Annotated in this window: 26 protein-coding genes; 13 read left to right on the plus strand and 13 right to left on the minus strand. The window is 67.9% G+C overall.

Translation table 11 applies throughout. From position 1 onward, the window contains the following. Positions 1–73: 73 nt before the first annotated feature. From hsp14 (C5B90_RS05470) to hisH, 4 genes are all read right to left on the minus strand, one after another. A complete protein-coding gene (gene hsp14, locus C5B90_RS05470) occupies positions 74–517 on the minus strand; it encodes an archaeal heat shock protein Hsp14 (RefSeq protein ID WP_115879710.1) in 444 nt (147 codons plus the stop codon). 116 nt (positions 518–633) lie between these two features. Then, positions 634–1,044: an archaeal heat shock protein Hsp14 gene (gene hsp14, locus C5B90_RS05475; RefSeq protein ID WP_115879712.1), complete on the minus strand. Its 411-nt coding sequence runs from the start codon at positions 1,042–1,044 to the stop codon at positions 634–636. A 113-nt stretch (positions 1,045–1,157) separates the two neighbouring features. Beyond that, positions 1,158–2,009 (minus strand): prephenate dehydratase, encoded by an 852-nt coding sequence (pheA, locus tag C5B90_RS05480; protein ID WP_115879714.1) that lies wholly within the window; start codon positions 2,007–2,009, stop codon positions 1,158–1,160. A gap of 54 nt (positions 2,010–2,063) precedes the next feature. Beyond that, positions 2,064–2,723: an imidazole glycerol phosphate synthase subunit HisH gene (hisH, locus tag C5B90_RS05485; protein ID WP_115879716.1), complete on the minus strand. Its 660-nt coding sequence runs from the start codon at positions 2,721–2,723 to the stop codon at positions 2,064–2,066. Positions 2,724–2,934: 211 nt separating this feature from the next. Between hisH and phnD the strand changes: the two genes are divergently transcribed. The 4 genes from phnD to C5B90_RS05505 all read left to right on the plus strand — a co-directional run bounded on the left by phnD (position 2,935) and on the right by C5B90_RS05505 (position 6,612). Next, positions 2,935–3,900 (plus strand): phosphate/phosphite/phosphonate ABC transporter substrate-binding protein, encoded by a 966-nt coding sequence (phnD, locus tag C5B90_RS05490; protein WP_115879718.1) that lies wholly within the window; start codon positions 2,935–2,937, stop codon positions 3,898–3,900. 85 nt (positions 3,901–3,985) lie between these two features. Then, positions 3,986–4,741 (plus strand): phosphonate ABC transporter ATP-binding protein, encoded by a 756-nt coding sequence (locus C5B90_RS05495; protein WP_115879720.1) that lies wholly within the window; start codon positions 3,986–3,988, stop codon positions 4,739–4,741. Continuing rightward, complete coding sequence (gene phnE / locus C5B90_RS05500; RefSeq protein ID WP_233511898.1) at positions 4,738–5,754, plus strand: phosphonate ABC transporter, permease protein PhnE; 1,017 nt, start codon at positions 4,738–4,740, stop codon at positions 5,752–5,754. The genes C5B90_RS05495 and phnE overlap by 4 nt, the downstream gene beginning before the upstream one ends. A 66-nt stretch (positions 5,755–5,820) precedes the next feature. Beyond that, positions 5,821–6,612, plus strand: coding sequence for a DUF6498-containing protein (locus tag C5B90_RS05505; RefSeq protein ID WP_115879722.1), 792 nt, complete (start codon positions 5,821–5,823; stop codon positions 6,610–6,612). A 30-nt stretch (positions 6,613–6,642) separates the two neighbouring features. Here the strand turns inward: C5B90_RS05505 and C5B90_RS05510 are convergent, their stop codons facing one another. The 3 genes from C5B90_RS05510 to C5B90_RS05520 are packed head-to-tail and all read right to left on the minus strand — an operon-like array spanning position 6,643 to position 8,042. Continuing rightward, the gene (locus C5B90_RS05510) at positions 6,643–7,239 is read right to left on the minus strand and encodes a uracil-DNA glycosylase family protein (RefSeq protein ID WP_115879724.1); all 597 of its coding nucleotides are present in this window, start codon (positions 7,237–7,239) and stop codon (positions 6,643–6,645) included. 24 nt (positions 7,240–7,263) lie between these two features. After that, complete coding sequence (locus C5B90_RS05515) at positions 7,264–7,875, minus strand: DUF99 family protein (RefSeq protein WP_115879726.1); 612 nt, start codon at positions 7,873–7,875, stop codon at positions 7,264–7,266. Continuing rightward, positions 7,872–8,042, minus strand: a complete 171-nt coding sequence (locus C5B90_RS05520; RefSeq protein ID WP_004044482.1) for a DUF5786 family protein — start codon at positions 8,040–8,042, stop codon at positions 7,872–7,874. Before C5B90_RS05520 ends, C5B90_RS05515 begins: the two co-directional genes overlap by 4 nt. Positions 8,043–8,173: 131 nt before the next feature. On the opposite strand from C5B90_RS05520, the gene C5B90_RS05525 reads away from it, so the two are divergent. Together C5B90_RS05525 and C5B90_RS05530 are read left to right on the plus strand one after the other, a co-directional pair. Further along, the gene (locus C5B90_RS05525) at positions 8,174–8,800 is read left to right on the plus strand and encodes an MBL fold metallo-hydrolase (protein ID WP_115879727.1); all 627 of its coding nucleotides are present in this window, start codon (positions 8,174–8,176) and stop codon (positions 8,798–8,800) included. A 1-nt stretch (position 8,801) separates the two neighbouring features. Further along, a complete protein-coding gene (locus tag C5B90_RS05530; protein ID WP_115879729.1) occupies positions 8,802–9,173 on the plus strand; it encodes a hypothetical protein in 372 nt (123 codons plus the stop codon). A 17-nt stretch (positions 9,174–9,190) separates the two neighbouring features. Here C5B90_RS05530 and C5B90_RS05535 read toward each other — a convergent pair whose 3' ends face one another. Both C5B90_RS05535 and trxA read right to left on the minus strand, forming a co-directional pair. Beyond that, the gene (locus C5B90_RS05535; protein WP_004044485.1) at positions 9,191–9,337 is read right to left on the minus strand and encodes a 50S ribosomal protein L40e; all 147 of its coding nucleotides are present in this window, start codon (positions 9,335–9,337) and stop codon (positions 9,191–9,193) included. A 113-nt stretch (positions 9,338–9,450) separates the two neighbouring features. Further along, positions 9,451–9,732, minus strand: coding sequence for a thioredoxin (trxA, locus tag C5B90_RS05540; RefSeq protein WP_394295171.1), 282 nt, complete (start codon positions 9,730–9,732; stop codon positions 9,451–9,453). A gap of 205 nt (positions 9,733–9,937) precedes the next feature. On the opposite strand from trxA, the gene C5B90_RS05545 reads away from it, so the two are divergent. The 4 genes from C5B90_RS05545 (at position 9,938) to C5B90_RS05560 (ending at position 12,633) form a co-directional block, all read left to right on the plus strand. Continuing rightward, positions 9,938–10,102, plus strand: coding sequence for a preprotein translocase subunit Sec61beta (locus tag C5B90_RS05545; protein ID WP_115879731.1), 165 nt, complete (start codon positions 9,938–9,940; stop codon positions 10,100–10,102). Positions 10,103–10,157: 55 nt separating this feature from the next. Then, complete coding sequence (gene pdxT / locus C5B90_RS05550; protein ID WP_115879733.1) at positions 10,158–10,766, plus strand: pyridoxal 5'-phosphate synthase glutaminase subunit PdxT; 609 nt, start codon at positions 10,158–10,160, stop codon at positions 10,764–10,766. Positions 10,767–10,844: 78 nt separating this feature from the next. After that, complete coding sequence (gene hisE, locus C5B90_RS05555) at positions 10,845–11,147, plus strand: phosphoribosyl-ATP diphosphatase (RefSeq protein WP_115879735.1); 303 nt, start codon at positions 10,845–10,847, stop codon at positions 11,145–11,147. Between the two features lie 232 nt (positions 11,148–11,379). Next, the gene (locus tag C5B90_RS05560) at positions 11,380–12,633 is read left to right on the plus strand and encodes an MFS transporter (protein WP_115879737.1); all 1,254 of its coding nucleotides are present in this window, start codon (positions 11,380–11,382) and stop codon (positions 12,631–12,633) included. A gap of 30 nt (positions 12,634–12,663) precedes the next feature. On the opposite strand, the gene npdG is transcribed toward C5B90_RS05560, so the two are convergent. From npdG to C5B90_RS05580, 4 genes are all read right to left on the minus strand, one after another. Continuing rightward, a complete protein-coding gene (gene npdG, locus C5B90_RS05565) occupies positions 12,664–13,332 on the minus strand; it encodes an NADPH-dependent F420 reductase (RefSeq protein ID WP_115879739.1) in 669 nt (222 codons plus the stop codon). 77 nt (positions 13,333–13,409) lie between these two features. Continuing rightward, positions 13,410–13,625, minus strand: coding sequence for a hypothetical protein (locus tag C5B90_RS05570; protein ID WP_008577104.1), 216 nt, complete (start codon positions 13,623–13,625; stop codon positions 13,410–13,412). A 49-nt stretch (positions 13,626–13,674) separates the two neighbouring features. Further along, positions 13,675–14,529 (minus strand): TIGR01548 family HAD-type hydrolase, encoded by an 855-nt coding sequence (locus C5B90_RS05575; RefSeq protein ID WP_115879741.1) that lies wholly within the window; start codon positions 14,527–14,529, stop codon positions 13,675–13,677. Positions 14,530–14,581: 52 nt separating this feature from the next. After that, positions 14,582–15,013, minus strand: coding sequence for a UPF0146 family protein (locus C5B90_RS05580; RefSeq protein WP_115879743.1), 432 nt, complete (start codon positions 15,011–15,013; stop codon positions 14,582–14,584). A gap of 39 nt (positions 15,014–15,052) precedes the next feature. On the opposite strand from C5B90_RS05580, the gene C5B90_RS05585 reads away from it, so the two are divergent. From C5B90_RS05585 to rtcA, 3 genes are all read left to right on the plus strand, one after another. Then, the gene (locus tag C5B90_RS05585; protein WP_004969113.1) at positions 15,053–15,574 is read left to right on the plus strand and encodes an archaemetzincin family Zn-dependent metalloprotease; all 522 of its coding nucleotides are present in this window, start codon (positions 15,053–15,055) and stop codon (positions 15,572–15,574) included. 73 nt (positions 15,575–15,647) lie between these two features. Continuing rightward, positions 15,648–16,097, plus strand: coding sequence for a universal stress protein (locus tag C5B90_RS05590; RefSeq protein WP_115879745.1), 450 nt, complete (start codon positions 15,648–15,650; stop codon positions 16,095–16,097). After that, a complete protein-coding gene (gene rtcA, locus C5B90_RS05595; protein WP_115879747.1) occupies positions 16,098–17,177 on the plus strand; it encodes an RNA 3'-terminal phosphate cyclase in 1,080 nt (359 codons plus the stop codon). Positions 17,178–17,183: the final 6 nt, after the last annotated feature.

The raw sequence follows: 17,183 nt of genomic DNA on the forward strand, positions 1-17,183 counted from the left end.
AAACGGGGAACACCCATCACGAGGGGACCATCCGGGCGGCGAGTCAGAGACGCGTGCGAGCGACGACGACCGCTCAGTCGATGTCGATGCGGCGGGAGTCGTCGGGTTCGACGTCGCGCTTGGGGAGAGTGACCATCAGCACGCCGTTGTGGTAGCTGGCGGACGCGCCGTCCTCGTCGACCGTCTCGGGGAGACGAATCGTGCGGCGGGCGGACTCGTGGCGGCGCTCGCGGCGGAGATACTCGCCGTCGGCCTGCTCGTCGGACATCTCGCGCGTCGCCTCGACGGTCAGCGTGCGGTTGGCGACCGACAGGGAGATGTCCTCCTTCTCGTAGCCCGGGAGGTCGACCGTGACGACGATTTCGCCGTCGTGGTCGGTGACGTCGATAGCCATCTCGTGGCGGACCTGCGCCATCATGCCCGAGCGGTCGAACTGTCGTCCCATCTCGTCGAACTGGCGGGACATTCGCTCGAACAGTTCCTCGAAGTCGTCGAAGGGGTTGGTACGTCGCATCATGTGTGTTTTCACCGAGGCATATGGACGCCGTCTGAGGAGATAATCGTTGCTGGAACGCAGATAGCAATTCTCACGCCACAGCGACCGACGCACCGAGATTCAAAAGATGAGCCGCGTCACTCGATGTCGATTTGCGTCGAGTCGTCGCCCGCGGGTTCGGCCTTCGGGAGTGTCACGGTCAGGACGCCGTTTCGGTACGACGCGGCCACCTCGTCGCGCACGACCTCGGTGGGGAGCGTAATCGTCCGGGAGACCGACCGCTGGCTCTGCTCGCGGCGGACGTACTGGTCGTCGTCGACCTCGCTCGACTCCTCGTGGTCGGCCGCGATGGTGAGTCGCCGCCCGCTGACGCTCACGTCGAGGTCGTCCTTCTCGAAACCGGGGAGGTCGGCGACGACCTCGATTGCCTCGTCGGCATCGACGACATCGAGGGAGATGTCTTGGAACCGGCCGATACCGGACTCCTCGAACGACCGGCCCATCCGGTCGAACAGGTCTTCTATCTCGTCGAATGGATTTCGCTGCATACGCGCCTAGATACGTCGCCGACGGCAAAGAAAGATGTGCCCAGACCCACATTTCGAGAGCGTCCGGGTGGATGTGACGGGACGCGGGTGGGCGTCTCGGCGTCGGAATCGCGTCAGTACAGCACGTGCCGCGTGTCGTACGACCCGAGGACGCGAACCCAGCCGTTGCGGGCGATGCCCTCGACCTCTTCGAGCGCCTCCTGCATCCGCTCTTCGTAGAGGCCGGCGTCGGCGTCGATGTGGAACAGGTAGTCGCCGAGGCGGTTCCCGCTCGGGCGCGACTCGATGCGCGAGAGGTTGATGTCGCGTTCGGCGAACGCTTCGAGCAGTTCCAAGAGGAGACCGGGGTAGTTCGCGTTCGGGTAGACGACGAGCGAACTCTTGCCGCCGGCGTCCGAGCGGGCGGACTCGGGCCCGATGACGAGGAACCGCGTCGCGTTCGACGACTGGTCTTGGATGTCCTCGGCGATGATTTCGAGGTCGTCGGCAGGCGCGTCAGACTCCGTCTGACTGCCTTCCGCGTGTGACGCGGAAGCGTTGTCCGGGTGGCCGATGCCCGCGACCGTCGGGTCGGCGCGGGCACGCTCGACGCCGCGGGCCGTGCTGGCGACGGCTTCGAGCGTCACGTCGGGGTAGTTCTCGTCGAGGTACGACCGGCACTGCGCGAGCGCCTGCGAGTGGCTAGCGACGACGTCGAAGTTCGCGCTCTGGGCCAACAGCGCGTGGCGGATGGGCGTGACGATTTCTTGGACGACGCTCACGTCCGAGTTCGCCACGGCGTCGAGGCTCTCGGTGACGCTCCCTTCGATGCTGTTTTCGATGGGAACGACGCCGCGCTCGAACGACCCGTCGGCGACCGCTTGGACGATAGAGGTGACCGATTCTCGGAAGGCGACGTCGTCGGCGACCGCGCGGGCGGCGCGATGGGAGTACGTGCCCGCCGGGCCGAGCGTGACTGCCTGCATGGACACCCCTTCACGAAGCGGCGACAAAAGACCGTCGGGGCAGGCAGATTCGGCCTATCGCTCCGCGCAGAACTCGACGAAGTTGCGGAGGATGGTCAGCCCGGTCTCGCCGGACTTCTCGGGGTGGAACTGCGTGCCGAAGACGGTGCCCTCCTCGTTGGCGACGACCGCGGGGAACGCCACGCCGTAGTCGGTCGAGGCGACGACCGCGTCCTCGTCGTCGGGGTCGGCGTAGTAGGAGTGGACGAAGTAGGCGTACTCGCCGTCGACGCCCTCGACGAGCGGGTGGTCGCGTTGGACGTTGAGTTCGTTCCAGCCCATGTGCGGGACCTTCTGTCCCTCGTCGAAGCGGACGTTGCGGCCGGGGATGAAGTCGAGACCTTCGACCTCGCCCTCGCCCGCGTGGTCGGCCTCCTCGGAGGAGGTAAGCAGCATCTGCATCCCGAGACAGATACCGAAGATGGGCGTCCCGTCGGCGGCGGCCTCAGCGAGTGGTTCGCGGAACGGGCCGGCGTTCTCCATGCCCTCGGAGAACGCGCCGACGCCGGGGAGGACGATGCCGTCGGCGTCGTCGAAGTCGGCCGGGTCGTCGGAGACGACGACGTTCGCCCCGGCGCGTTCGAGCCCGCGCATGGCGCTCCGGAGGTTTCCGAGCCCGTAGTCCACCATCACCACGTCGGCGAGGGTCTCCTCGGGCGGTTGTGTCGTGCTCATGCGTACACGTGCGAGGCCGGGAGGCAAGTGAGTTTCCGTCGCGGCGACGGTCGCCCCGGCGACCCGGGAGCGACTCCGCGATATCACAAAATCACCCGACTGTTCTATGTTTACTCACAGAGTACGCAATATGACTTTATATCTATGTATGTATAGGGAGAAAGAATAGGAAGATTTAACCTTAGTGTGTCTGAGTGTTCTGACGAATCACATGTCTTCCCGACGGAGTTTCCTCAAGAAGACTGGCGCGCTCGGCGCGGTCGGTCTTTCGGGGTTGAGCGGGTGTATCGGTAGTGTCACGGGTGGGTCGGATTCGGTCAACTTCCTCCTTACGCCGTCCGAATCGGACGTCGACATTCAACAGCAGTATCAGCCGCTGTTCGAGTACCTCGAATCCGAGACGGACGTGACCGTCGAGTCGTCGGTCGCCGCGGACTACGCCGCGGTGTACCAGGCGTTCAAATCCGGGCAGGCCGACCTCGCCGACTCGTCGCCGACCATCGCCATCCAGGGCGGCAACGAGGGCGTCACCGAGGTCATGGGCATCCGCGTGGCCTACGGCGCCGCGAAGTACTTCTCGATTATGACGACGACGCCAGACAGCGGTATCGAGGAACTCACCGACCTCGAAGGCGAGACCATCGCGTTCGCCGACCGCCTCTCGACGAGCGGGTCGCTGTTCCCGCTGTACATGCTGAACCAGGCCGGTCTCGACACGGGCAACGCCCCCGACGGCGAGCCCGTCGACTTCACCGGCCAGTGGTCCGACCACGCGACCGCCCGCGAGACGCTCGTCAACCGCGACGAGGTCGTCGCCGCCGGCACGGGCGCGTTCTCGACCGCGCCGCACGTCCCGAAAGACCAGTTCCCCCAGCGGTTCCTCGACACCTCCGCCGAGAACGACGGCGACCTCGGGACCGCGGAGCCCGAACTCCAACTGCTCGCGGCCTCCGACCCCATCCCGCGCGCGCCGATAATCGTGCGCTCCGAACTGGAATCCGGCCTGAAGTCGTCGATGACGGACGCGCTCACGAGCGTCACGCAGGACGACCTCATCAACGAGGACCTCGGCGACGACCAACAGCTCTGGTTCACCGGCGTCGAACCGGGCACCGTCGATGACTACCAGCCGATTCAGAACGTCATCGACACGCTCGGAATCTCCCTCGGACAGTAATCGGCTCACAAACAATACCATTGCAGTATCATTTTGGCGGTGCCGCGCCCACGAACCGTAGACGCGGGAAGTCCGCCCACACACCATGAGTACCATCGAAGTACGTAACCTCACGAAAGCGTTCGGCGACGTCCGGGCGTTGGACGACGTCTCTTTCACCATCGAGGACGGCGAGTTCGCCGTGCTCCTCGGGCAGTCGGGGGCGGGGAAGTCCACGCTCCTTCGCTGTCTGAACGGCCTGACGAAACCAACGTCCGGCGAGATTCGAATCGACGGCGAACCGGTCAAAGGCCCGCGCGACGACGTGGCCATGATTTTCCAGCAACACTACGTGCTGGGTCAGCTCAGCGCCTACGGCAACGCGCTGACCGGCGCGCTCAACCGGACCTCGTTCTTCCGTAGCCTCGTCGGCTGGCACGCGGAGGAAGACAAGTACGAGGCGCTCCGCGCGCTGGAGACCGTCGGATTACTCGACCAGGCGAACCAGCGGACTCGAAGCATGAGCGGCGGCCAGCAACAGCGCGTTGGTATCGCCCGCGCGCTCGTGCAGGGCCCGAGTCTGCTTTTGGCCGACGAACCCGTCGCCAGCCTCGACCCCGCCAGCGCCGAGACGGTGATGGGCTACATCCGAAGCGCGGCCGCGGAGCGCGACCTCTCGACGCTCGCGAGCCTCCACCAGGTGAACCTCGCCCGCGAGTTCGGGGAGCGGTTCCTCGCGCTCCGTGACGGGGAACTCGTCTTCGACGGCTACCGCGAGGACCTGACGGTCGACGTCATCGACCGCATCTACGGCGACGTCCAGACCGCGGACATCCGCGAGGGGACCGAGGTGAGCGCATGAGCGGCGGCGACTCGACCTCGGACGACGGCGCGCGAAGCGGCGAGGACCGACACCGCGACGCCCGAACCGACGGCGGTGCCGAAGCCCAGTCGGGGTCGCTCAACCGCGCGCTCCGGGACATTACCCTCACGAAGCGAATCAAGTGGGGGATGGCGTTCGCCATCTCGGTCGTCTTCGGCTTTTTCTTCTTCGAGGCGCTCTCGGAGGTCGGCTTCTCCGTCGCCGAAATCCTCTACTACTGGCCGGAGTTCCAGAACGCCCTCGGGGACTTCTTCCCGCGGACGACGCTGTTCGGCCTCCCGTTCGTCGATTTCGGCTCCTACTGGCAGTTCATCCAGGAGCGCGACCTGTTCGGCGCGGCCATCGTCACGCTGGCGATGGGCTTCGCCGGGACCGTCCTCGGCATCCCCGGTGCGCTCCTCCTCGGCGTCCTCGGCTCCGAGCGCGTGACGCCCTACCCGTTCAACTTCATCTTCCGCGGCACGATGAGCGTCATCCGCGCCATCCCGGCGCTCGTCTGGGCGCTCATCTACATCCCGCTCGGCGGCGTCTCGCCGTTCACGGCGACGCTCGCCATCGGGACCGACACGATGGGCAACCTCGGCCGCCTGTTTACCGACGCGCTCGAAGAGGTCGAAGACGGCCCAATAGAGGCCATCGAATCGACCGGCGCGAACCGCCGACAGACGGTCGTCTTCGGGATGCTCTCGCAGGTGTTCACACCGTTCATCGCGTGGACGATGTACATCCTCGAAATCAACACGCGCATCGCCGTCACCATGGGGCTCATCGGCGGCGGCGGTATCGGCTACGTCCTGCAGACCCAGCGGAGCCTGTTCAAGTACACGAACATGATGGCGACCATCCTCGTCATCTTCGTGCTCGTCGTCTCCGTCGAGTTCGTGAGCCAGCGCGTGCGCTCGTACATCCGCGGCGAGGAAGAAGAGAGCATGAGCGTCCTCAAACTCATCATCGAGTTCCCCCAGCGGATGGCTCGCTCCATCTGGGAGTAAGCTCGAAATCGACGGTCGCTCCCGCGGTACGGTTTTTATCGGTCCGCAACGTCTCACCGGTAGCCCATGCCGTCGTCGCCGCGTTCCGTTCCCTCGCCGCCGCACTCCGCCTCCTCGGGGTCGCGTCTCGCCGCCTCGCCCGTCGCCCTCGCCGCGCTCGTGGTCGCGAACCTCGTCCCGCTCGTCGGCGTCGTCTGGTTCGACTGGAGCCTGAAGGCGCTCCTCGTCGCCTACTGGCTCGAAAGCGGCGTCGTCGGCCTCCAGAACGTCCCCAAGATTCTCGCCGCCAGCGGCCGCGGCGACGGCGGGTCGAGCATCAACGCCACCATCAACGGTCGGCAGGTGGACCTCTCGCCGCCCGACGACCCCCGCGACGGCTTTCACCTCTACCCCTCGAACGTCCCCATCGCGGGCTTTTTCGCCATGCACTACGGGATTTTCTGGGTCGTCCACGGCGTGTTCGTCTGGTCGTTCGACGCCTTCGCAGTCGGGGCCGGCGCGGTCGGCGGCGTCCCGCTCGGCGCGGTCCTCCTCGCGGCAGGCGCCACGGTCCTCAGCCACGGCGGGTCGTTCGCCGCCAACTTCGTCGGCCGCGAGGAGTACCGGAGCGTCTCGCCCGGCGCGCAGATGTCCGAACCGTACCGGCGGGTCATCGTCCTCCACCTGACTATCATCCTCGGCGCGTTCCTCGTCGCCGCCTCGGGCGCGCCCGCCGCGGCGCTCGTCGTCATGGTTGTCGTCAAAACCGCGCTCGATGCGGGCGCGCACCTCAGGGAGCATGCCCGAGCGAAAAAGCGGGCGAAACAGCCCGAAGAACCAGTCAGCGAGCGAATCGAGGTCAACGACGCATCGGCCTGAACGTCGGGGTGAACGGGTGCTCTCGCGACCTCAGAAGTCGCCGAGACTGGCCTGTCCGTCCGAGGAGTCGGCAAGTCCCGAGAGGTCGGCGGCGCGCGCGATAGTCTCGAAGAAGCCCTCGCGCTGGCTCCGGTCGTAGAGCGTCGCCGCGGGGTGAACCGACAGGAGGACGCGGTAGGAGGCGTCGCCGACGCGGGCGTCCACGACCGACCCGGACTCGTTCGTGATGGCGACGCCACGTTCGAGCAGGTGCTGTGAGGGCACTTTCCCGAGCGTGACGATTAGCTCGGGGTCGACGAGTTCGAGTTCGCGGGCGAGGTAGCCCCGGCAGTTCGACAGTTCGTCGCTCGTCGGGTCGCGGTTGTCCGGCGGTCGGCACCGCACGCAGTTGGTGATTCGAACGTCGGCGCGGGCGAGGCCGGCCTCGCGGAGCGCGTCGTCCAGCACGGAGCCGGAGCGACCCACGAACGGCTCGCCCCCCTCGTCTTCCTTCGCGCCCGGCGCTTCGCCGAGGAAGAGCAGGTCGGCGTCGTCGGGACCGACCCCGTTGACGATGCGACTCCGCGAATCGACGAGTTCGGGGCATCGCTCACAGCCCGTCACGCAGAGGCCCTCCATGTGTTCCATACTCGGTTCGAGGGCGGGGACGGCTTAATCCCCGGCGAAGCGTCGCGCGGCGCGGGCCGCCATCCGGGCCACGCGAATCGGCTCGGGGCGGCCGCCGGTCGGGGTAAAGCCGCGGACGACCCGCGCGGCCTCGTCGTCGTCACAGCCCGCGGCCCGGACGAACACCGACTCGCCGTTCACATCGAGCGGTCGGCGGGACGGGGCCGCGCGGTACGTGGCGAGTCGTCGGTCGAGCGCCGCGCCCGAGAACTGCTCGGCGAGCGCGGGTTCGAGCCCCTCGCTCTCCTCGAAGGAGACCGAGAGCACCGGGCGGTCGAGGTCCGCCGCGAGGCGTTCGATATCGACGAGGTTGAACCACGCCGGGGCGATACCGGAGACGAGCAGGTAGCGCACGTCCTCGCGGCCGAGCGAGGCGTACAGCGAAGCGATGGCGTCGGTCGCGTCGTCGCCGCCGACGGTGCACGTCTCGAAGGCGAGGCCGTCGACGACCCGGTCGGCGCGGACGACCGCGCCGCAGAGGACGCTCTCCGGAGACGGGTCTGTCGAAAAATGAGCGTCGTCAGCGTCGTCTGTGGGTGCGCGCGCCGCCCCGGGGGAAGATTCCGCGACCCCGAGGGCGCGAGACCCCGGCTTCACTCGTCTTTAATCTCCTGGAGCCGGTCGAGGAGTTCGTCGTTGGACGCGCCGATTTCGAAATCGACTTCGCCCTCGTGTTTCTCCTCACTCGTCGTGACGCCGTCTTCCTCGTCGAAGTCGACGTTCTGGTCTCCTTGTTCGGACTCGTCGTAGCTCCCAAATCCCATACACTCATACGTACAGGACCGAGCCCCAAAAAGGATTTGTCGCACGAGTTCGACGTTTGGGGGCGAGTTTCGGTGTCGCGGGGAACGTCTCGCCCGTCCGACTTTTTCCGTTCGGGCGCGTACGCGGAGGTATGGAAGTCATCCCAGTCACCGCCGACGCCGAGACCTTCACCTGCAACGCCTACCTCGTCCTCGGCGCGCGAACCGTCCTCGTCGACGCCGGGACGATGCCCGGCGTCGAGTCGGTCGTCGCAGAACACACAGACGACCTCGACGCGGTGGTCGTCACCCACCAGCACTCGGACCACGTGGGCGAACTCGACGCGGTGGTCGAGCGGTTCGACCCGGACGTGTACGCCTACGCCGACCACCCGCTTCGGACCCACGAACTCGAAGACGGCGACCACGTGGAGATGGGCGACGAGTCGTTCGAGGTCGTCTACACGCCGGGTCACGCCGACGACCACGTCTCGCTCGTGAGCGGGCGGTCGCTGTTCTCCGGCGACGTGTTCGTCTACAACGACGGCGCGTTCGACGACGGCAGTTTCGGCCGCACCGACATGCCGGGCCAGTCCCGCGAGCGCCTCATCAGCAGCCTGCACACGCTCCTCGACCGCCTGCCCTCGACGGTCGAGGCGCTGTACGCCGGCCACGGCGACCCCTTCGAGAACGAGGCCGGCGGTGACACCGTCCGCGATGCGCTCGAACGCGCCATCGAGCGCGCGGAGCGCCACGAGCCGAAGTATCCGGAGGCCTGAGATGGCGACCCAGAGAACGGAGCGCGGCCTGACGCGACTACACTACGTCGGCGTCGGTCTGGCGGCCGTGACGGGGCTGATTCACCTCGCGCTCGGCGCGGGTGCGCTGGCCGCGAACCTCGCCGACCCACTCGGCATCGCGTTCATCGGGGCCGCCGCGGGCTTCGCGGCCGGCATCGTGGGCATCCTGCGCGGCGACGAGCGCCTCCGCTCGCGGGTGGTGTTGCTCGGCATCCCCTTCACCGCCGGACAGGTGGTCCTCTACGTCGCGCTGAACTGGCCGAATATCTTTGGAATCGGCGGCGTCGTGGACAAACTCGTCCAGCTCGCGCTGCTCGCGGTGCTGGTCGAACTGTATCGGCGAGACGCCTAAGAGAGAAGCGTGCGGGCTTACGCGGCGCGGCGTTCCTTCGACTTGGGTCGAAGGTGCTTGTAGCCGCATTTGCGGCACTGCTTTGCCTTCTGGGGGTTGCGCGCGTTGCACCGCATGCAGATCTGCTTCTCGAGCGTCCGCTTCGTCGCAGCGTCACTAGCCATGCATACGAGTCCCCCCGCCGGTCGTATAACGCTTGCGAGACACACCGCCGGCGCTCGCGGCGCTCTCGGCGGCCATCTGGATGGGTCGGAAAACGCGGCGGTCCGCGGCGCGCCTACGCGCCGGCCTGGCTCAGCGCCGATTCGATGTCGTCGCGCTGGGTGACGCCAACGAAACGGTCGACGATGCCGTCGTCGTTCTCGACGATGAGCGTCGGGAGCGAGCGAACCTGATACTGGTTGGCAACGTCCTGTTCCTCGTCGACGTCGACCTTGACGAACTCGACGTTCTCGTAGTCGCCCTCGAGGTCGTCGAGAATCGGGTCCTGCGTCTTACAAGGGCCGCACCAGTCCGCGTAGAAGTCCAAGAGTCGAACAGTCATCGTATCCCGACGCAACTTGCCTGCCCCCGCGCATAAGGATTACTCATGGTGCCGCGGCTCTCCGGTTGTGCTTCCGATCATCCAAAACGGATTCCGACCCGTCGGTCCCCGAGACGGCCGCGAGCGGGCTCGTTCGATGAGCGCGTTTTTCGGCCCGCGCCGGGGCACGTTTCGAGCGCGAGCCGAAACGTTTACGCGGCGGACGCACGGACGGTGGAACATGAGCAAGGGCCAGAACAGCGGCGGTCTGATGTCGAGCGCGGGCCTCGTCCGCTACTTCGACGCGGAGGACCGCAACGCGATTCGAGTCGACCCCAAGACCGTCGTCGCCACGGGAGCGCTGTTCGGCATCGGTATTCTGGTGCTGAACGCGCTCGCGATCTGAACCGCGCCGACCGCCGAACGGACGCTTTTTGTCCGCGGCTTCCCGAGACCCCTCCATGACTACGCTACGCGCCGGCGTCGTCGCCGTACAGGGCGACGTGTCCGAGCACGCCGACGCCGTCGAGCGGGCCGCCGCGGCCCACGGCGTCGACGCCGAAATCGTCGAGATTCGAAGCGACGGCCTCGTCCCCGACTGCGACGTGTTACTCATGCCGGGCGGCGAGTCCACGACCATCTCCCGGCTTCTCGAACGCGAGGGCATCGCCGACGAGATTCGCGCCCACGTCGACGCCGGCAAACCCGTCCTCGCCACCTGCGCCGGCCTCATCGTCGCCTCCCGCGACGCCAAGGACGACCGCGTGACCACGCTCGACCTCCTCGACGTGACGGTCGACCGCAACGCCTTCGGCCGACAGGTCGACAGCTTCGAGGCCCCGCTGGACGTGGCCGGCCTCGACTCGCCGTTCCCCGCGGTGTTCATCCGCGCGCCCCTCATCGACGAGGTCGGCGAGGGCGTGGAGGTGCTCGCCGAGTGGGACGGCAACCCGGTCGCCGTCCGCGACGGCCCCGTCGTCGGTACCTCGTTCCACCCCGAACTGACGCCCGATAGCCGCATCCACGACCTCGCGTTCTTCGACGAACTCGCGGTCGAAGTCGACGCCTAAGCGGTCGGCTAACTGGCGGAGTGGCGGCCGCCCGCCGGAACCAGAGGGTCTTTTTCCGCGCCCGCCCGTCGTGCGACCATGGACGCCGACACCCCGACCGAGGAGGTCTTAGACGAACTCTTTGCGACCATCGAGTCGCGCAAGGCGGAACTCCCCGAGGACTCCTACACGACGACGCTTTTCACTCACGAGAAAGGCGAGAACTACGTCCTCGAAAAGCTCGGCGAGGAGATGACAGAGACCATCCTCGCGGCCAAAGACGACGACGACGAGGAACTGCTCTACGAGAGCGCCGACCTCGTCTACCACCTGCTCGTCCTGCTGTCGATGAAGGACGCCTCGCTCGACGACCTGCGCGAAGAGCTGAAAGCCCGCTTCTGAGACGGTCGCGGCGATTCCCGCGACCACGACGTTCGACCGCCGCCGCTCGCCGCCCGCAGTTCCCGGACGAGACGGCCCGATTGCAAAGCACCAAGAGCGTGCACCCACGATAGCGCACCCTCTCGATGCACGCCCTCCGAACCCGCGTTCGCCAGCCCGCTTCCTCGCACCTCACGCACTCCACGCACTCCACGAACCACCACGCCGAGTCCACCTCTCGAGGGTCGGCCGCGTGAGTCGGCTATTCGGCGGCGACGAGCCGTCAGTCGAGTTCGTCGCCGGGAGCCTCATCGCCGGCGTCTTCTTCGGTGGCGTCGGCGCGGGCGTCGCCTTCCCGACGCTCCCGACGCTCGGCCCAATCCTCGGCATCACGCCGTTCGTGGTCGGCCTCATCCTCTCGGCGAACCGGTTCACCCGACTGGTCGTGAACACGCCCGCCGGACAGATACTCGACCGGATGGGGACGCGCCGGCCGATGATAGCCGGGTTCGTCGTGCAGGGGCTGTCGCCGTTCGGCTACGTCCTCGGGCTGAATCCCGGGCCGATTCCGCTCGACAGCGCGACTATCTTCCTCCTGTCGCGGGCCTGCTGGGGCGTCGGCTCGGCGTTCGTCTTCGTCGGCGCGTTCAGCACCATCACGCACGTCACCTCGGCCGAAAACCGCGGGAAGTGGGTCGGCTACATGCGCGGCGGGCAGAGCCTCGGCTTCCCCGCGGGTCTCGTGGTCGGCGGCCTCGTCACCGACGCGTTCGGCTACGCCACCGCGTTCGCCGTCGCGGGGTGCGCGGGGCTGTTCGCCGCCCTCGTCGCCGTCTCCGTCCTCCCGGACGTGCAGACCGACGTGACGGCGGCGAGTTCGCTCCGCGACGTGCCGCGACTGGTGCGCTCGGACATCCGCATCTTCACCGTCGGTACCGTCAACTTCGCCGTCCGGTTCCTGTTCGCGGGCGTCCTCCTCTCGACGGCCGTGCTGTACGCGACGGCGAACGACATCTCGCTCGGCGGCCTCTCTGGGGCTGGCGTCAGCGGCGTCGTGATGGCCGTCGGCGTCGTCGCGTCGAGCGTCACGACGCTCGTCGTCGGGCGGTACTCCGACCGTCTGTCGAACCGCGCGGCGCTGACCCTCCCCGCGCTGGGCGTCCTCGCGTCCGGGTTCGCGCTGTTGGCGCTCGTACCGACGCTCCCCTCGACGCTCGCGGGCGTGGCGCTCATCGGCATCGGCGTCGGCGGGTCGAACCCGCCGCTGTTGGCCTATCTCGGCGACCTCAGCCCGGCCGACGACGTGGGCAAACTCGGCGGCGTCTACAACGTCTTCGGCGATTCGGGGTCGACGCTCGGCCCGCTCGTGGCCGTCCCGCTGGCCGAGGTGGTCGGCTTCCGCGTCGAGTACCTCGCCTGCGTCGCGCTCGTCGTCGTCGTCGGACTACTCGTGGCGCGGACGCTCTACGGGGAGGCTGCGACGGTACCGCGGTCGGAACTGTCGTGAGAAATCGCGTCGGGTGCGGGTCGAACGGCGCTACTTGAACTCGATGCCGAGGTCGTGCAGGCCGTCGTTGTTCTGTGCGACGTTGATGAGAAGCGGCGTCACCGCCTCGATTTCGGGGGCGTTGGCGAGGCCACCGCCGTCGAGGGCGCGGAGGCCGTCGATGCCCTCGGCGAGCAAGCGCACTGTCTCCTTGGCGTCCTCGTCGTCGGCGACGAGGAGCGTGTCGATGCCGAGGTCGGCGTCGAGGTCGGCCAGTCGGCCGGCCGCGAGGTTGTGGAACGCGCCGACGACCGGCACGTCGTCGGGGGCCGCGTCGGCGACGAGCGCCGTCACGCTCCCCGCCTTCGGCGGGTGGTAGTGGAAGCCGTCGTCGTCGCGCTTGATGCCCGCCGCGGGCGTGACGAGCACGTCGCCCTCGGACAGGGAGTCGGCGACGGCCTCGACGGTGTCGGAGACGTGGTACGGCGGCACGGCGAGGACGACCACGGAGGCGCGGTCGGCTGCCATCTCGTTCGTGAAGCCGTTTACCTTCACGTCGCGGCCGCGGCTGGAGAGTTCGGTCTCGTACTCGTCGGCCTTCGCGCGGGCCTTGTCGGGGTCGCGCGACCCGATGATGACCTCGTGGTCGGTGTGGTAGGCCCAGCGGAGGGCGAGGCCCTCGCCGATGTCGCCGGTCCCACCGAGGAGTGCGATTCGCATACTCACACCTCCGGACCGAGCCGACCTAAAGGGTTGTGCGACCGGTCGGTTCTGCCTGTGTTCGAGAGCGGGAGGAGCTACGGACGTTCGTCGTCGGACTCGAAGAGCGCCTGCACCCGTTCGAAGCCGTCGCGGTAGACGAGCCACCACGCGACCACCGGGGCCAAAAGCAGGAGCGGCCCGACGAGGAACAACTGCGTGAACGGGTCCGGCGGGAGGAGGTACGTCCCGACGACGACCACGAGCGCGTCGAGCGCGAGCAGCGTGACGACGAAGGCACGGAGGTGTCCCATCAGCGGCCCTCCGGCGGCGAAACGGGAGTCGGAGTCTGCGTCTGAACCATCAGTCGAGCAGGTCCGGAACTTCGTTCACGTCCTCGACGACGGCGGCCGCGCCGATTTCGGAGAACTTCTGTCGGCCGTCGTCGCCGGTCAGGCCGCCGGAGAGAACGCCCACGCCGTAGTAGACGCGGTCGGGGTCCGCGGCGTCGGCGTTCAGCGCCGTCTTCACGTCGTCGAGGGTGTCGCCGACGAAGACGACCGAGTCGGCTCCGAGGCGCTCCGCGACGGTCACGAGCGCGGCGGGGTGGGGCTTGCCCTCCTCCCAGTCGTCCATCGTGAACCGGTGGTCGTCAGCCACGTCGAGAGCGACCCGGTCGAGCGCGATGTCGGCCTCGGCGCTGGGGCGGCCGGTGACGACGCCGAGTTCGCGGTCGCCGAGGGCGTCGAGCGTCTCCGGGCGGAGGAGCACGGGTTCGTCGTGGATGTAGCCGGCGGCCTCGAACGGTGGCTCGCCGCCTTCGAGGTCGCCGTAAAAGTCGCTTCCGAGGTAGAGCGCCTGAAACGTCTCGCGGAGCGCCTCGGGGTCCCACTCGTCGAAGACGACGCTCGGGTCGGAGAGCAGGGCTTCGACGGTCGCCTCGGCGGCGTCGAGGCCGCCGCCGCGGGACTCGATTTCGTCGGTGAACTCGGCGACCGACAGGTCGATTTCGCGGGCGGCGAGGACGTACAGCGCCGCCGCGTACGTCAGTTCCCAGTCGTTGTTGAAGCCGCCGGCGTCCTTGAACAGTTGGACCTCGTCGCGGGAGATGGTCGTGCCGTAGTGTCGGTCCACGGATTCGACGATGGCGCGCCGGTAGGAGTCGGCGACGTCGACGAGCACTCCGTCGATATCGAGGACGACAGCGTCCGCGTGCATACCGGAACCGCGCGGCGAGCGGGCAAGTGCCTTACTCTTGGGCCCGAGCGGGCTAGTCCCGCCCGACGCGCTGGCCCCGCCGTCCGCGCTCGGCGACGTACAGGGTATCGCCCGGAAGCGACTCGCGGGCGACCGGAATCGAGGGCTCGTCGTAGCCGAGCGTGGTGAACAGGAAGTCGGCGTCGGCGCGGCGGGCGACCTCCGCGGTGGGCCGGTGGAGTTCGACGGGGACGTTCAGGGCGTAGACGACGCCGGCGTCGGCGTAGGGGCCGAGGTCGGAGGCGTCGGCGCGGGCGAACACGTCGTCGCGGACGAAGGAGACGCCGTCGGGGACGGGAAAGTCGTGCACGTCGACGGCGACCACGTCGACCCCGCGGTCGGCGAGGGCAGCCGCCACCGACGACTCCCGACCGACGCCGACTTCGACCGCGCGGTCGTACCCCGACAACCGTGCGACGAGCGCGTCGCGCAGCGATTTTTTCACGTCGGGATATTTATGAAGCGTCCCCGCTTAATCCCTCGCATGCTCGTCGATATCGTGCCTATCGGGGATATTTCTGCGGCCGTCAAGCGGGAGGCATCCGCCGGACTCCGCTCCGTCTACGACTGCGACGTGACCGTGCACTCGAATCAGGCGATACCCGAGGGCGCGTTCGACCGGAGCCGAAACCAGTACCGGGCCGAGCAGTTCATCGAACTGGCGAGTCGCATCGGCCGCGGCGAGAAGAACATCGGCATCACGGAGAAGGACCTCTACTACCGCCGCCGAAACTACGTCTTCGGCCTCGCGTACCTCAACGGCAACGGCTCCGTCATCTCCACCTACCGACTCCAGACCTCAACCGACGGCGGCATCACGAACAAGCCCGCCGACGAGGTGCTGTCAGACCGCGTTCGCAAGGAGGTCGTCCACGAGATCGGCCACACCCTCGGCCTCGAACACTGCGACAACAACAAGTGCGTCATGTCCTTCTCGCCGACGGTCCGCGAGGTGGACGTGAAAGAAGAGAACCTCTGCGGCACCTGCAGTCGGCTCGTTCACTAGTTCTCCGAGCGCGAGTCTCGGTTCGGTCTGTCTCGTCTCACCCTTTTTCTCGTCTCGGCACCTGTATTCAGGTATGAACTTCGTCGTTGCAGTAGACGGCTCTGCGGCCGCCGACAGAGCGCTCGACCACGCGCTCACGATGCTCGAACCGCTGGGTGCGACGGTCACCATCGTCCACGCGGTCGAACCGCAGGTCCTCGTCGAAGGCGGCGAGGAGCCCGTCGCGGGCGTCGCCAGAACCGGCGACCGAATCGTCGCCGAGAGCCTCGAAGACGCGGAATCGCGCGCCGAACACGTCCTGCAAGCGGCCGCCGAACGCGCCGCCGACGCGGGCGTCGAAGCGACCACGGAACTCCTCTACGGCGACCCCGTCGAGGCGATTCCGACCTACGCCGACGAGGCGGACGCCGAGGGCATCTTCGTCGGCCACCGCGGCCTCTCGAAGCGCTACGAGGGACTGGTCGGCAGCGTCGCCAAGGAACTGGTCGAACGGGCGTCCTGCCCCGTCACCGTCGTTCGCTGAATGCGCCGACTCGACGGCCACGACGGCGGCGGTCAACCCCTGCGAACCGCCCTCGCGCTCTCGCTCGTCACCGGCGAGCCGTTCGAGATGACGAACGTCCGCGGAAATCGCTCGACGCCCGGGCTGAAGGCCCAGCACGTCGCCTGCGTCTCCGTCGCCGCCGCCGTCTCGAACGCCGAGGTCGAGGGCGGGGAAGTCGGGTCATCGAGGCTCCGCTTTTCCCCCCGCAACATCCGAACCGACTCGGTCGAGGTTGCCGTCGGCACCGCCGGGAGCGCGACGCTCGTCTGCGAGACGGTGCTTCCGGCGGCCGTCGCTCTCGACGACCCGCTTTCGCTCGCCGTCACCGGCGGCACCGACGTTCGGTGGTCGCCGCCGGCGGACTACCTCCGGTACGCGAAGCGCCCGCTGTGTTCGGCGTTCGGCGTCGACTTCGGTGTCTCGGTGCCTCGCCGCGGCTTCTACCCGGCCGGGGGCGGCAGGCTTTCGCTCCGCATCAAGCCGGCCGAGCCGACGCCGCTGGCGCTGTCCCGCCGCACGGAACCCGACGAACTCCGGGTCTACTCGGTCGCGAGCGAGTCGCTCGCGGACGCCGCGGTGGCCGAGCGACAGGTCGAGGGCGTCCGCGACGCGCTCGCCGAGGCCGGCGTCGAACTCCCCGTTCACGCCTCGGTCTCGTCGGTCGAAAGCGACTCGCCCGGGTCGGTCGTGGTCGTCGTCGCGCGGGGCGGAGAGGACGAGAGAGGCGGCGACGGCTCCGCGTCGCTCGTCGCCGGCTTCGACGCCTACGGCGAGCGCGGCACGCCGGCCGAAGCAGTCGGGTCGCGGGCGGCCGCGTCGTTCCTCGACTGGCTCCGCGGCGACGCGCCCGTGGACCGCCATATGGCCGACCAACTGCTCGTCTGGGTCGCCCTCGCCGGGGGTCGCGTGCGGATTCCCGCCGTCACGGACCACGTGCGGACGAACCTCGACGTGATTCGGGCCTTCGGCTACGACGTGACGCTTCGGGCGGGCGACGACAGCGACGGTGATAGCGGCGCGGGGTCGGGCGCAGTCGTCGAGTCCGACGGCGGTCGGTGACGCCCG

The sequence above is a fragment of the Haloferax sp. Atlit-12N genome (assembly GCF_003383095.1).
In the GTDB taxonomy this organism is placed as follows: domain Archaea; phylum Halobacteriota; class Halobacteria; order Halobacteriales; family Haloferacaceae; genus Haloferax.